Raw genomic sequence first — 14,223 nt, 5'->3', positions numbered from 1 at the left:
GTCGCGGCCCTCAGTTGGGCAGCGCGAAGACCGTGAGCTGGCCGCCGAGGGCGGTATAGTCGGCGAGCGCCGCGTAGCCGCCCACCGCGCCGAGGCCGTCGGTCGCGTTGGTCAGGCCCGCCGCGAGGCCGATGCCGGCCCAGCCGCCGACGCCCGAGAGGACGCCCACGTACTGCTTGCCCTCGCGCTCGTAGGTGAAGACGTTGCCGATCACGCCGGACGGGGTCTTGAACTTGTAGAGCTCGTTGCCCGTCGCAGCGTCGACCGCCTTCAGGTAGCCCTCGAGCGTGCCGTAGAAGACCACGTCACCGGCCGTCGCCAGCGCGCCCGACCAGACCGAGAACTGCTCGGGCAGCGACCACTTGATCTCGCCCGCGACCGGATCCCAGGCGATGAAGTTGCCCATGCCGCCATGGCTGTTCGGCGCCGGGAACATCGAGAGCGTCGCGCCGACGTAGGGCTGGCCGGCGGTATAGCTCACCCGGAACGGCTCGTAGTCCATGCAGACGTGGTTGGTCGGCACGTACATCAGCCCGGTCTTCGGCGAGTAGGCCGAGGGCTGCTGGTCCTTGGTGCCGAGCGCGGCCGGGCAGATGCCGGTCGTGTTCACGTCCTCGCCGTTCTGCTCGGTCGAATACTGCGCCACCACCTGCGGCCGGCCGAAGGTCTCGGAGTTCGGGTCCATGTCGACGCCGGTCGTCCAGTTCACCGCCGGGTCGTACTTCTCGGCCACGAGCAGCTCGCCCGTCTCCCGGTCGAGCGTGTAGGCGATGCCGTTGCGGTCGGGATGGAACAGGAGCTTGCGCTCCGTGCCGTCGATCTCGGCCTCGAACAGCACGTTCTCGTTGACGCCGTCGAAGTCCCACTCGTCGTGCGGCGTCATCTGGTAGAACCACTTGGCCATCCCGTCGTCGGGATCGCGGGCCATGATGGTCATCGACCACCGGTTGTCGCCCGGCCGCTGCGAGGGGTTCCAGGTCGAGGGGTTGCCGGTCCCGTAGTAGATGAGATCGAGATCGGGATCGTAGCTGTACCAGCCCCAGGTGGTGCCGCCGCCGATCGTCCACTGGTCGCCTTCCCAGCTGTTCAGCGAGCTGTCCTTGCCGATCGGCTTGCCGAGATGGGTGGTCTTCTCCGGATCGACCAGCATCTCCTCGTCCGGCCCGGTCGAATAGGCCCGCCAGGCCAGGCTGCCGTCGGCGATGTTGTAGGCAGTGACGCTGCCGCGCACGCCGAACTCGCCGCCGGAGATGCCGACGATGACCTTGTCCTTCACCGGCAGCACCGTCGTCGTGTTGGTCTCGCCCTTGGCCGGGTCGCCGTTCACGACGCTCCACTTCACCTCGCCGGTCTTGGCGTCGAGCGCCACCAGCGTGGTGTCGGCCTGGTGCAGGAACAGCAGCCCGTCGGCATAGGCGAGACCGCGATAGACCGTGTCGCAGCACATCACGCCGATGACGTTCGGATCCTGCTGCGGATGGTACTTCCAGACGATCCTGCCGTCCTGCGCCAGGTCGAGGGCGTAGACGGTGTTGGGGAACGGCGTGTGGACGTACATCATGTCGCCGATGACCAGCGGCGAGCCTTCGTGGCCGCGCAGCACGCCGGTCGAGAAGGTCCAGGCGACCTGCAGATCCCCGACGTTGTCCTTGTTGATCTGGTCGAGCTCGGAATAGCGGGTGTTGGCGTAGTCGCCGGTCTGGATCGCCCACTGCTTGGCGTTGCCGGTTTCCGTCAGCACCGAGTCGTTCGCCAGCGCAGGCGCCGCCACCCCTACGAGCAGCGTAGCTGCGACCGACAGTGACCACCGTTTCATGCAGGACCTCCCTTGCGTCATCGTCTCTCTTTGGCGATCCGCCGTCTGCCCGCCCCCGAGGGGCGCGCCTCGCCGGCGCCCTCCATATTAACTTCTTATGAAATTGCTTCGGCCGGCGGTTGTCAACGAGACCGGTCCGCCCTTCAACCGAAAGTATGGCCCGCTCCGGCCGGCGTCGCGGCGACCGCTAACGGATTGTCCCGCCACGATTACCGCAGCGACCAGAGGCGCCGCACGGCGCGAGGCCGCGCGACGGTGCGACACCGTGTCCACCACATGGCATCGGCCGGAAAAAAGAGGTGGCACGAAGGTCGCGGCGGCCGGCGGGAGCCCCCGTCCGGCGCGCCGCCGCGCGGCTCAGTCGCCGTTGCTGACGCTCTCGATATAGGCGATCACGTCGGCGCGCTCCTCGGGCTTCTTCAGCCCGGCGAAGGTCATCTTGGTCTTCGGGAACATCTTCTTCGGGGCCTCGAGGAAGGTCGAGATCTCCTCCGGCGTCCAGACGTGCCCTTCCTCACCCGCCTTCACCATGTCGTCGGAATACTTGAAGCCTTCCGTCGTCCCGGTGGTGCGGCCGACCACGCCGTAGAGATCCGGTCCCACCTTGGCCTTGCCGTCTGGGTCGAGCGAGTGGCAGGCGGCGCACTTCTTGAACACCTTCTCGCCCGCCGCCACGTCGCCCTCCTGGGCGAATGCCGGCACCGCGAGCACCACCGCCAGGGCCGCTGCGAGCGCCCCCTGCCCGATCATTCCCATCTTGACGTATCCTCCTCCTGGCTCTGGCACCCCCCGCGGGGATGCTCCCTGGCTACGGCGCGCTCAAAGGTGCGCCGCGTGCCAGCGCACATGGTCCTCCATGACGCTGGCAACATAGAAATAGCTGTGGTCGTAGTCCTCGACCATGCGGAAATGCATCGGCTGGCGCCGCTCGGCCGCCGCCGCGGCCAGCGTCTCGGGCTTCAGCAGGTCGAGGAACTGGTCCTTCGCCCCCTGGTCCACCAGCAGCGGCCGCGGGTATCCCTGCTCCCGCATCAGCACGCTGGCGTCGTGCACCCGCCACGCCGCCTCGTCCGCGCCGAGGTAGGCGGCGAACTGCTTGCGCCCCCAGTCCGATCGCGTCGGATTGGCGATCGGCGAGATCGCCGAGAGCGAGCGGTAGGTCCCCGGCCGGGTCATGGCGATGGTCAGCGCCCCGTGCCCGCCCATGGAATGGCCGGTGATCCCCTGCCGCTCCGGGTCGAGCGGCAGCTCGCCGAAGACGAGCTCGGGCAGCTCGTCGACCACATAGTCCCACATGCGGAAGTGCGGCGTCCAGGGCGCCTCGGTGGCGTTGACGTAGAAGCCCGCCCCCTGCCCCAGGTCGTAGGCGGCATCGTCGGCGACGCCCTCGCCGCGCGGCGAGGTGTCGGGGAAGACGACCGCGATCCCCTCCTCAGCCGCCCAGCCCTGCGCCCCGGCCTTGACCATGGCGTTCTCGTGCGTGCAGGTCAGCCCGGACAGGTACCAGAGCACCGGCACCTTGCCCGCCTTCGCCTGCGGCGGCAGGTAGACCGCGAAGGTCATCTCGCAGCCGCAGACGTCCGACGTGTGGCTGTAGACGCCCTGCACGCCCCCGAAGGACGCATTCTCCGAGACCGTCTTCATTTCTCCTCCTCCGTCACCGCGGCAACTGCGCGTTAACGCAGGTTTCGATCTGGTTGACGATGACTGGCAAACCCTTCCGCTTCAATGGCTTGCCCGGCGTCTGGCACGCAAGACCGTGCGCGACGCCGGGCCGTCCCTCGTCTCAGTAGACCACGACCGAGCGGATCGACTCGCCCGCGTGCATCAGGTCGAAGCCCTTGTTGATGTCCTCGAGCCGGAGCAGGTGGGTGATCATCGGGTCGATCTGGATCTTGCCGTCCATGTACCAGTCGACGATCTTCGGCACGTCCGTCCGCCCCCGCGCCCCGCCGAAGGCGGTGCCCTTCCAGACCCGCCCGGTCACGAGCTGGAACGGCCGCGTCGCGATCTCCGCCCCCGCCGGCGCCACGCCGATCACGACCGAGACGCCCCAGCCGCGGTGGGTGCATTCCAGCGCGTCGCGCATCACCTTCACGTTGCCGGTGCAGTCGAAGCTGTAGTCGGCGCCACCGATCTGGTCGGCCCTGGTCTTGGTCATGTTGACGATATGCTGGACGACCGAGCCGTCGACCTCCTTCGGGTTGACGAAGTGGGTCATCCCGAACCTCTCGCCCCACTCCTTCTTGTCGTTGTTGAGGTCGACGCCGATGATCATGTCGGCCCCGGCCATCTTCAGGCCCTGGATCACGTTCAGCCCGATGCCGCCGAGCCCGAAGACCACCGCCTTCGCCCCGATCTCGACCTTCGCCGTGTTGATGACCGCCCCGATCCCGGTCGTCACCCCGCAGCCTATGTAGCAGATCTTGTCGAAGGGCGCGTCCTCGCGCACCTTCGCCACCGCGATCTCCGGCAGCACGGTGAAGTTCGAGAAGGTCGAGCAGCCCATGTAGTGCAGGATCGGCTCGCCATCGAGCGTCGAGAAGCGGGTCGTCCCGTCCGGCATCAGCCCCTGCCCCTGCGTGCCGCGGATCGCGGTGCAGAGGTTGGTCTTGCGGCTGAGGCACGAGGGGCACTCGCGGCACTCGGGCGTGTAGAGCGGGATGACGTGATCGCCCTTCTTCACGCTCGTCACCCCCGGCCCGACCTCGACCACCACGCCCGCGCCTTCGTGCCCGAGGATCGAGGGGAAGAGGCCTTCCGGGTCGGCCCCCGAGAGGGTGAACTCGTCGGTATGGCAGATCCCGGTCGCCTTGATCTCGACGAGGACCTCGCCAGCCTTCGGCCCCTCGAGGTTCACCTCCATGATCTCGAGCGGCTTTCCGGCGGCTACGGCCACGGCGGCGCGCGTACGCATGGGCATTCTCCAATCAGCTCAGCAAGGGCACCTTACGATCGGCGGCACGTCGGCCGGAAGGCGGAAACGGCGCCGGCCGGTCCCCGCGCCGCCGGGGGGAGGGGGCTGGCGGGCGGGTCCGGCCGGCACGGGGCGGCTCACGCGGGGAGCGCGCCCGACCTCTTGGCGACATGCGTCGCGATCGCGTCCATCAAGGGCGGCGACAGGCAGTCGTAGGGCTCGAGCCCGAGCTCGCGCAGCCGGCCGCGGATGCCCTCCATCCGCGACGGGTCGACACCCGCCTCGATCACCGAGGAGACGAAGGCCGCGAACTGCGGCTCCGACCAGCCGCTCTCCGGCGAGAGCTCGGTGTGCACGAAGTCGAGCCCGTAGAACGGATGGTCCTTGTTCTCGATCCGCCCGTACATATGGGCGCCGCAGCCGGTGCAGGCATAGCGCTGGATCGTCTTCGAGGGGTCGACGACCTTGAGCTTGTGGCCGTTCTTCGTCACCTCGACCTTGTCGCGCCCGACAACGGCAACCTGGCTGAAGACCGCCCCCTCCGGCTTCCAGCACTGGGTGCAGCCGCAGACGTGGTTGTGCGCGGTCTGCGCGCCCACCTTCACCTCGACCTTGTCGGTGGCGCACCTGCAGCTCAGCGTGCCGCCGGAGAAGTTCGGGTCGCCCTTCTTCACGCCCCCGTCCACGGCGGGATGGATCTTCACGTTCTCGTAGGTCATGCGCCGCTCCCTCTTGTTCTCGTCCGCGCAGTCTCCACCCTCGGGCGCGCTCTCGTCCATTCAGCCAAAGGTCGGAGGCGGCGGAGGGCGCGCGCTGCTTGCGCCGGGCCCGAGGATCGCGGACAAGACGGCATGGCTGAAGACGCTCGAGCCGTCGGACCGCGGCAGCGTGCCTCCACCGGGGCCGCGCCGCTGCCCGTGGCCGCGCTCCGCCTCGGCTTCCTCGCCCTCGTCCTGCTCGTCTGGTGGCTCGCCGCCCGCGCCGCCCCGGCCGGCCTCTTCGCCTCGCCCGCCGCGGTCGCCCGGGCCCTCGCGCGGCTCCTCGCCGAGGGCCGCATCTGGCCCGCGCTCGGCCAGAGCCTCACCGTCTATCTCGCCGGCACCGGCGCCGCCGTGGTCACCGGCATCGCGCTCGGCGCGCTCATGGGCATGATCCGCCCGGTCGGACAGATGCTCGACATCTACGTCCACGGCCTCGCCGCCACGCCGCGCGTCGCCTTCATCCCGCTCATCATCGTGCTGCTCGGGCTCGGCTTCGAGGCCAAGATCCTCATCGTCTTCCTCGGCGCGGTCATGCCGATCGTGCTCAACGCCTACGCCGGCGTCCGCGCCGCCGACCCCGACCTCGTCGAGATGGCCCGCGCCACCGGCGCCGCGCGCGGGCGCATCCTCGCCCACGTCGTCCTGCCCGGCGCGCTGCCCTACCTCGTGGCCGGCGTCAGGATCGGCGCTACCATCGGACTCATCAACACCGTGGTGGCCGAGCTCTATACCGCCGTCTCCGGCCTCGGCGGGCTGCTCGCGCTCTACGGCAGCCGCTTCCAGATGGCCGAATACCTGGCCGTGGTGGTGGTGCTCGCGGCGATCGGCGTCGCCATGACCGAGGGACTGCGCCTCGCCGAGCGGCGGATGCTGCGCTGGCGCGGATCGGACTGAGGGCGCCGGGAACGCGCCCCTATCGGGAGGAAGGAAAATGCTGAAACGTCTCTTGTCCGCAACGGCGCTGGCGGCCCTCGTCGCGCTTCCGGCCGCCGCCGCGCCGTTCCGGCTCGTCGTCACCGACCTCGAGGTGCCGCTGGTGCCGAACTCGGTGATGGAACTCGCCGAGCAGGAGGGCTACTTCGACCGCGCCGGCGTCGAGGTCGAATTCGTCCGCGTGCAGCAGACCCCGCTCGCCATGGCCGCGCTGCGCGCCGGCGAGGGCGAGATGGCCAACGTCGCGCTCGAGGCGCTGCTGCAGGCGACCGCCCAGGGCGCGACCGATCTGCGCGGCGTCATGTCGCCCAACCGCTCGCTCCCCTTCCTCATCGCCGGCCGCGGCGACATCGACGCCGTGGCCGACCTCGCCGGCAAGCGCTTCGGCATCGGCCGCATCGGCAGCGTCGACCACCTGCTCTCGACCAAGGTGCTCGCGGCCGCGGGCGTCGACACCTCGAAGATCGAGTTCGTCGCCCTCGGCCAGCCGCAGGCCCGCGCCCAGGCGCTCCTCGCCGGCCAGATCGACGCCACCACCATGTCGATCGGCACCTATACCGCCATCGATGACGACCCCGCCGTCTCGGTCCTCGTCGGCGTCGACGCCTACTACCGCGCCGCGCCGATCCTCTCGAAGCTCAACATCGTGCGCACCGACACGCTCGCCGAGCGCGGCGAGGAGGTCGAGGCGGTGATCGAGGCGATCACGCTCGCCTCGCGCGACTTCGCCGCCCATCCCGACCACTGGGTCGCCGCCATGCACAGGGCGCGCCCCGACGTGCCCGAGGCCGACCTCCGGCTCCTCGCCGACGCCTTCGCCGGCACCTGGAGCACCGACGGCGGCATCAGCGCGTCCGAGCTCGAGGAGGCGCAGGCCTGGCTGCACGAGAGCGAGGACTTCGCCGGCATCGCGCCGGCGCCGCTCGACGCCTGGGCCGACCTCGCGCCGCTCGAGCAGGTCCTCGCCAGGATCGGCCCGGCCGAGGCCGCGGGCGTGCCGACCCGCTGAGCCGCCTTGCGCGACGCCGTCCACCTCTCCCTCGCCGGCGTCTCGCTCACCCTCGGCGGCCGCCCCGTCATCGACCGCATCGACCTCGCCGCCCGCCGCGGCGAGACGCTGGTGGTGCTCGGCCCCTCCGGCTGCGGCAAGACCTCGCTCCTCCGGCTGATCGCCGGCCTCCTCGCCCCGGACGCCGGGCGCATCACGGTCGCCGGCGCCGCCCCGGTGCCCGGCGTCGCGACGGCGATGGTCTTCCAGTCCTACCGCCTGCTGCCCTGGAAGACGGTGCGCGCCAACGTCGCTTTCGCCCTGCCCCACCTCGGCGAGCGCGAGCGATCCGCCCGCGTCGACCGTGTTCTCGCCCAGGTCGGCCTCGGCCGCTTCGCCGACGCCTGGCCGCGCGAGCTCTCGGGCGGCATGCAGCAGCGCGTCGCCCTCGCCCGCGCGCTGGCGCCCGAGCCCGAGCTCCTGCTCATGGACGAGCCCTTCGCCGCCCTCGACGCCCAGTCGCGCGAGCTGATGCAGGCCGAGCTCCTCCGCCTGACCGGCGGCGGCGCCGGCCCGACCGTCGTCTTCGTCACCCACAGCGTCGACGAGGCGCTGGTCCTCGCCGACCGCGTCCTCCTCCTCTCGCCCCGCCCGGCCCGAATCGTCGAGGAGCTCCCGGTCACCTTCCCCCGCCCGCGCTGGCAGCACGACCCGCGCGAGGCCCCGGGCTTCGCCGAACTCCGCCGCCACCTCTGGGACCGCCTGCGCGCCATGGTCGTCTCCGACCCCAACTCCGACTTCTACCGCGGCGGCGAGAGTTGAGCGCGGCGCCTTCTCGTCCTCGCGAGAAGCCATGCCCTGAAGAGGACGCTCACCCCAGCACCGGCAGGAAGCTTCCCTCCATCGCCACGATGGCGCGCGCCACCTTGTCGGCCGCCGGCAACAGCGGCTGGCCGGCGACGTGGATCAGGAACCACTGCCGCACGATCGGCAGCCCCTCCAGCTCCAGCGCCACCAGCCGTCCCTGGCGCAGCTCCTCGATCACCGCATGCTGCGAGATGAGCGCGATGCCGAGCCCGGCCATCACCGCCTGCTTGATCGTCTCGTTCGTCCCCATCTCGATGGTGCGGATCGTCCGCCCCTCGGCGATGCGGTCGAGGAAGCGGATCATCAGGCTCCGCGTCCCCGACCCCTCCTCGCGCGAGAGGAAGGTCTCCTCGACGAGCGCCGCCGGGTCCCCGTTGCCGCCGGCGGCCAGCGGATGCCCCGGCGCCGCCACGATGACGTGCGGGTGCGGCCCGAGCGTCGCCGCCTCCACCGCCGGCTCGCGCGGCGGCCAGCCGGTGATGGCGAGATCGAGCCGCCCCTCGGCCAGCGCCGCGAAGATCTCGCCCCGGTTGCCGACCTTCAGCTCGATGTCGATGGTCGGGAACTGCCGCATCAGCCGGGCGACGAGATAGGGGGCGAAATACTTCGCCGTGCTCACCACCCCGAGGGCCACCCGCCCCTGGCGCCCGGACCTGAGCGAGGCGATCCGCTGCATCGCCACGTCGAGCGCCGTCTGCACCGCCCGCGCCGTAGCCAGCATCACCTCGCCTTCCGCCGTCGGCGCCCAGCGGCCGTCCGGCCCGCGCGCCAGCACCTCGGTCCCGGCGAAGCCCCGCAGGCTCTGCAGCTGCGCATGCACCGCCGGCACCGACAGCCCGAGCGCCTCGGCCGCGGCGGTCAGCGAGCCGCGATCCACCACCTCGCGGAAGGCACGCAACTGCTTGAAGGTTATGGCATCCGGCCGCGCCTTCACCTTTCCTGAACCCTCATTCCAACTATTAAAATTTTCTTTTAGCCGAACCTCTGCCAAGAGGGAAGGCAAGATTCGGTCTCCCCGGACCGAAGGAGGGAAAGAAAGATGCTGGACCACGCCGGACCGCTCGAGGCGCAGCACGTCCCCGCCGCCTACCGCCGGCCGATGCAGGCCATCGCCGCCGCCGCGCGCGACCTCTCGGCGGCGATCGCCGGCGCCGGCCTCGGCGCCGAGCTCGGCGCCGCCTCCGGCACCAACAGCGACGGCGACCGCCAGATCGCCCTCGACGTCATGGCCGACGCCGCCTTCCGCAGCGGGCTCGCCGGCACCGGCATCCGCTGGTACGCCTCCGAGGAGCTCGACGGCGTCGCCGAGCTCGACCGCGACGGCACCCTCGCCCTCGCCATCGACCCGCTCGACGGTTCCTCCAACGTCGACGTCAACGTCTCGATCGGCACCATCTTCGGCCTCTACCCCGCCGCCGCCGACGCCGCCGCCAGCTTCCTCCGCCCCGGCCGCGACCTGCTCGCCGCCGGCTACGTCATCTACGGCCCGCAGACCGCCCTCGTCGCGAGCTTCGGCGCCGGTGCGATGAAGTTCGTCCTCGACCGCCCCGCCGGCATCTTCCGCCTCGCCGCCCCGGTCACCGTCCCGCCCAGCTCCGCCGAATACGCCATCAACGCCTCCAACCAGCGCCACTGGCCGGAGCCGGTCCGCGCCTACATCGACGACTGCCTCGCCGGCGCCGAGGGCCCGCACGGCAGCGACTTCAACATGCGCTGGATCGCCTCCCTCGTCGCCGAGGTGCACCGCATCGTCACCCGCGGCGGCATCTTCCTCTACCCCGCCGATGCGCGCGCCGGCTACGAGCACGGGCGCCTGCGCCGCGTCTACGAATGCGCCCCCATCGCCTTCCTCATCGAGCAGGCCGGCGGCCGCGCCACCGACGGCGCCGAGCGCATCCTCGACCAGACGGCTGCCGCCCTGCACGAGCGCACCCCCTTCGTCTTCGGCTCGGCCGAGAAGGTCGCGCACGTCGCCGCCTACCACGCCCTCGCCCGCCCCGAGGTCTCCGCGCTCTTCGGCCGCCGCGGCCTCTTCCGGAACTGACCATGAGCCGCAGGCACCCGATCATCTCGGTCACCGGCTCCTCCGGCGCCGGCACCACCACGGTCAAGCACACCTTCGACCAGATCTTCCGCCGCGAGGGGATCAGGGCCGTCTCGATCGAGGGCGACGCCTTCCACCGCTACGACCGCTCCGCCATGAAGGCCGAGCTCGACGCCCGCCTCGCCGCCGGCGACGCCACCTTCAGCCACTTCAGCTACGAGGCCAACATCCTCGCCGACCTCGAGCGCGTCTTCCGCGAGTACGGCGAGACCGGCCGCGGCCGCACCCGCCACTATGTCCACGACGAGCGCGAGGCGGAGCGCTACGGCGCGCCCCCCGGCACCTTCACCGACTGGGCGCCGTTCGAGGACGACAGCGACCTCCTCTTCTACGAGGGGCTGCACGGCGCCGTCGCCAACGGCGAGGTCGACCTCTCCGAGCTCGCCGACCTCAAGATCGGCGTGGTTCCGGTCATCAACCTCGAATGGATCCAGAAGATCCACCGCGACCGCGCCAGCCGCGGCTACTCGACCGAGGCGGTCACCGACGTGATCCTGCGCCGGATGCACGCCTACGTGCACTGCATCTGCCCGCAGTTCACCCTGACCGACATCAACTTCCAGCGGGTGCCGGTCGTCGACACCTCGAACCCCTTCATCGCCCGCTGGATCCCGACTGCCGACGAGAGCCTCGTCGTCATCCGCTTCCGCAGCCCGCGCGGCATCGACTTCCCCTACCTCGTCTCGATGATCCAGGGGAGCTGGATGACCCGCGCCAACTCGATCGTCATCCCGGGCAGCAAGCTCGACCTCGCCATGCAGCTCATCCTCACCCCGCTGATCCTGCGCCTCGTCGACAACGCCCGGCGCGCCTGAAGGAGCGACACGTGAACCCGACCGCGACGACACCGCCTCCGGCGGCCGAAGACGTCATGCCCGGCGCCTGAAAGGAAGACCCATGGCCCTCATCACCCTCCGCCAGCTCCTCGACCACGCCGCCGAGCGGGGCTACGGCGTCCCCGCCTTCAACATCAACAACATGGAGCAGGGCCTCGCCATCCTGCGCGCCGCCGCGGCGACCGACGCCCCCGTCATCCTGCAGGCCAGCCGCGGCGCCCGCTCCTACGCCGGCGACACCATGCTCCGCCGCATGGTCGAGGCGCTGGCCGAGATGCACCCGAAGATCCCGATCTGCCTGCACCAGGACCACGGCAACGACGAGGCGACCTGCCTCTCGGCCATCCGCCACGGCTTCACCAGCGTGATGATGGACGGCTCGCTCGAGGCCGACATGAAGACCCCGGCCTCCTACGACTACAACCTCGCCATCACCCGCCGCGTGGCCGGGATGGCCCATGCCGTCGGCGCCTCGGTCGAGGGCGAGCTCGGCGTCCTCGGCTCCCTCGAGACCGGCGCGGCCGCCGCCGAGGACGGCTCGGGCGCCGAAGGAACCCTCTCCCACGACCAGCTCCTCACCGACCCCGACCAGGCCGCCGACTTCGTCGCCCGCACCCGCGTCGACGCGCTCGCCATCGCCTGCGGCACCAGCCACGGCGCCTACAAGTTCAGCCGCCGCCCCGACGGCGACATCCTCGCCATCCACGTCATCGAGGCGATCCACGCCCGCCTCCCCGACACCCACCTCGTCATGCACGGCTCCTCCTCGGTGCCGCAGGCGCTGCAGGACATGATCAACGCCCACGGCGGCGAGATGCCGCAGACCTGGGGCGTGCCGGTCGAGGAGATCGTCCGCGGCATCCGCCACGGCGTGCGCAAGGTCAACATCGACACCGACTGCCGCCTGGCGATGGCGGCGCAGTTCCGCAAGGTCGCCCGCGAGAAGCCGCAGGAGTTCGACCCGCGCAAGTTCCTGATCCCGGCCATGGCCGAGCTGGAAAGCCTCTGCCGCGAACGGTTCGAGGCCTTCGGCGCCGCCGGCCACGCCCAGTCGATCGACGTCATCCCCATCGACGAGATGGCCCGCCGCTACATGAGCGGCGCGCTCGACCCCGTCGTCACCGCGGCCGAGGCCGCCTGAGCCCGCGAAGGAGACACCCCATGCCCGACGGAGCCGAGACCCCCAGGACCCGCTACAGCGCCGGCGTGCTCGAGTACCGCAAGATGGGCTACTGGGAGCCCGACTACGAGCCGAAGGACACCGACATCATCGCCCTCTTCCGCATCACCCCGCAGGAGGGCGTCGACCCGGTCGAAGCCGCCGCCGCCGTGGCCGGCGAGAGCTCCACCGCCACCTGGACCGTGGTCTGGACCGACCGGCTCACCGCCTGCGAGAAGTACCGCGCGAAGGCCTACCGCGTCGATCCGGTCCCCAACGCCCCCGGCCAGTTCTTCGCCTGGATCGCCTATGACCTCGACCTCTTCGAGGCCGGCTCGATCGCCAACCTCACCGCCTCGATCATCGGCAACGTCTTCGGCTTCAAGCCGCTGAAGGGTCTCCGCCTCGAGGACATGCGCCTGCCGACGGCCTACGTGAAGACCTTCCAGGGCCCCGCGACCGGCATCGTCGTCGAGCGCGAGCGCCTGCAATGCTGGGGCCGCCCGCTCCTCGGCGCCACGGTCAAGCCGAAGCTCGGCCTCTCGGGGCGCAACTACGGCCGCGTCGTCTACGAGGCGCTGAAGGGCGGCCTCGACTTCACCAAGGACGACGAGAACATCAACTCGCAGCCCTTCATGCACTGGCGCGACCGCTTCCTCTACTGCATGGAGGCCGTCGCCCGCGCCTCCGCCGCCACCGGCGAGATCAAGGGCACCTACCTCAACATCACCGCCGCCACCATGGAGGACATGTACGAGCGCGCCGAGTTCGCCCGCGACCTCGGCTCTGTCATCGTGATGATCGACCTCGTCATCGGCTACACCGCCATCCAGTCGATGGCGAAATGGGCCCGCCGCAACGACATGATCCTGCACCTCCACCGCGCCGGCCACTCCACCTACACCCGGCAGAAGACGCACGGCGTCAGCTTCCGGGTCATCGCCAAGTGGATGCGCCTCGCCGGCGTCGACCATATCCACGCCGGCACCGTCGTCGGCAAGCTCGAGGGCGACCCGGCCACCACCCGCGGCTACTACGACATCTGCCGCGAGGAGGTGACGCCGCAGCGCCTCGAGAACGGCGTCTTCTTCGAGCAGCCCTGGGCCGGCCTCAACAAGCTGATGCCGGTCGCCTCGGGCGGCATCCACGCCGGCCAGATGCACCAGCTGATCGACCATCTCGGCGAGGACGTGGTGCTGCAGTTCGGCGGCGGCACCATCGGCCATCCGCACGGCATTGCCGCCGGCGCCACCGCGAACCGCGTCGCGCTCGAGGCGATGATCTACGCCCGCAACGCCGGGCGCGACTATCTCGCCGAAGGCCCGCAGATCCTCGCCGCGGCGGCGAAGACCTGCACGCCCCTTCGCCAGGCGCTCGACACCTGGAAGGACGTGACCTTCGACTATGCCTCGACCGACACCCCCGACTTCGTCCCCACCGCCACCCCGAGCTGAGGAGCACCCCGATGCGCGTCACCCAGGGAGCCTTCTCCTTCCTCCCCGACCTCACCGACGAACAGATCCACGAGCAGGTGCAATACTGCATCGACAAGGGCTGGGCGGTCAGCCTCGAGCATACCGACGACCCCCACCCCCGCAACAGCTACTGGGAGATGTGGGGCCACCCGATGTTCGACAATCCCGACGCCGCCGCCCTCGTCTACGAGCTGAACGAGTGCCGCAAGCAGTACGGCGGCCGCTACATCCGCGTCCTCGCCTTCGACGCCACCCCCGGCTGGGAGTCGGTGCGTCTCTCCTTCATCGCCAACCGCCCCGCCGAGGAACCCGGCTTCCGCCTCGTCCGCCAGGAAACGCAGGGCCGCCACATCCGCTACACGATCCA

At 70.4% G+C, this 14,223-nt stretch carries 14 protein-coding genes; 8 read left to right on the top strand and 6 right to left on the bottom strand.

The window, feature by feature from the left end; genetic code table 11:
• Nucleotides 1-10: 10 nt before the first annotated feature.
• From Q0112_RS17290 to gfa, 5 genes are all read right to left on the bottom strand, one after another.
• Nucleotides 11-1,816 (bottom strand): methanol/ethanol family PQQ-dependent dehydrogenase, encoded by a 1,806-nt coding sequence (locus tag Q0112_RS17290; protein ID WP_297977250.1) that lies wholly within the window; start codon nt 1,814-1,816, stop codon nt 11-13.
• 357 nt (nt 1,817-2,173) lie between these two features.
• Entirely contained in the window at nt 2,174-2,572 is a 399-nt protein-coding gene (locus tag Q0112_RS17285; RefSeq protein ID WP_324561958.1) for a cytochrome c family protein, read from the bottom strand.
• 63 nt (nt 2,573-2,635) lie between these two features.
• Complete coding sequence (gene fghA, locus Q0112_RS17280; RefSeq protein ID WP_297977249.1) at nt 2,636-3,460, bottom strand: S-formylglutathione hydrolase; 825 nt, start codon at nt 3,458-3,460, stop codon at nt 2,636-2,638.
• A 142-nt stretch (nt 3,461-3,602) separates the two neighbouring features.
• Nucleotides 3,603-4,733, bottom strand: a complete 1,131-nt coding sequence (locus Q0112_RS17275; RefSeq protein ID WP_297977248.1) for an S-(hydroxymethyl)glutathione dehydrogenase/class III alcohol dehydrogenase — start codon at nt 4,731-4,733, stop codon at nt 3,603-3,605.
• A 137-nt stretch (nt 4,734-4,870) separates the two neighbouring features.
• Complete coding sequence (gfa, locus tag Q0112_RS17270) at nt 4,871-5,452, bottom strand: S-(hydroxymethyl)glutathione synthase (protein WP_297977247.1); 582 nt, start codon at nt 5,450-5,452, stop codon at nt 4,871-4,873.
• A 132-nt stretch (nt 5,453-5,584) separates the two neighbouring features.
• On the opposite strand from gfa, the gene Q0112_RS17265 reads away from it, so the two are divergent.
• Genes Q0112_RS17265 through Q0112_RS17255 form a run of 3 tightly spaced genes read left to right on the top strand, consistent with a single transcriptional unit; the run spans nt 5,585 to nt 8,237 of the window.
• Nucleotides 5,585-6,388 (top strand): ABC transporter permease, encoded by an 804-nt coding sequence (locus Q0112_RS17265; protein ID WP_297977246.1) that lies wholly within the window; start codon nt 5,585-5,587, stop codon nt 6,386-6,388.
• Nucleotides 6,389-6,425: 37 nt separating this feature from the next.
• Nucleotides 6,426-7,436 (top strand): ABC transporter substrate-binding protein, encoded by a 1,011-nt coding sequence (locus Q0112_RS17260; protein WP_297977245.1) that lies wholly within the window; start codon nt 6,426-6,428, stop codon nt 7,434-7,436.
• 6 nt (nt 7,437-7,442) lie between these two features.
• Nucleotides 7,443-8,237: an ABC transporter ATP-binding protein gene (locus Q0112_RS17255; protein WP_297977244.1), complete on the top strand. Its 795-nt coding sequence runs from the start codon at nt 7,443-7,445 to the stop codon at nt 8,235-8,237.
• Nucleotides 8,238-8,286: 49 nt separating this feature from the next.
• On the opposite strand, the gene Q0112_RS17250 is transcribed toward Q0112_RS17255, so the two are convergent.
• On the bottom strand, nt 8,287-9,216 hold the full coding sequence (locus Q0112_RS17250) for a LysR family transcriptional regulator (RefSeq protein ID WP_297977243.1): 930 nt from the start codon (nt 9,214-9,216) through the stop codon (nt 8,287-8,289).
• 165 nt (nt 9,217-9,381) lie between these two features.
• Here Q0112_RS17250 and Q0112_RS17245 point away from each other — a divergent pair, with 165 nt between their 5' ends.
• The 5 genes from Q0112_RS17245 to Q0112_RS17225 all read left to right on the top strand — a co-directional run.
• Nucleotides 9,382-10,326 (top strand): class 1 fructose-bisphosphatase, encoded by a 945-nt coding sequence (locus Q0112_RS17245; RefSeq protein WP_297977267.1) that lies wholly within the window; start codon nt 9,382-9,384, stop codon nt 10,324-10,326.
• 2 nt (nt 10,327-10,328) lie between these two features.
• On the top strand, nt 10,329-11,201 hold the full coding sequence (locus tag Q0112_RS17240) for a phosphoribulokinase (RefSeq protein ID WP_297977242.1): 873 nt from the start codon (nt 10,329-10,331) through the stop codon (nt 11,199-11,201).
• A gap of 82 nt (nt 11,202-11,283) precedes the next feature.
• The gene (gene fba, locus Q0112_RS17235; RefSeq protein WP_297977241.1) at nt 11,284-12,363 is read left to right on the top strand and encodes a class II fructose-bisphosphate aldolase; all 1,080 of its coding nucleotides are present in this window, start codon (nt 11,284-11,286) and stop codon (nt 12,361-12,363) included.
• Between the two features lie 20 nt (nt 12,364-12,383).
• Nucleotides 12,384-13,835 carry a form I ribulose bisphosphate carboxylase large subunit gene (locus tag Q0112_RS17230; RefSeq protein WP_297977240.1) on the top strand — a complete coding sequence of 484 codons (1,452 nt, stop codon included), beginning with the start codon at nt 12,384-12,386 and terminating at the stop codon, nt 13,833-13,835.
• A gap of 11 nt (nt 13,836-13,846) precedes the next feature.
• Nucleotides 13,847-14,223: ribulose bisphosphate carboxylase small subunit (locus Q0112_RS17225; protein WP_297977238.1), on the top strand; the 377-nt coding region annotated here is incomplete at its 3' end.

It is taken from the genome of uncultured Amaricoccus sp., assembly GCF_937858865.1.
Lineage (GTDB): Bacteria > Pseudomonadota > Alphaproteobacteria > Rhodobacterales > Rhodobacteraceae > Amaricoccus.
This window is presented reverse-complemented; position numbering and strand designations above follow the sequence as displayed.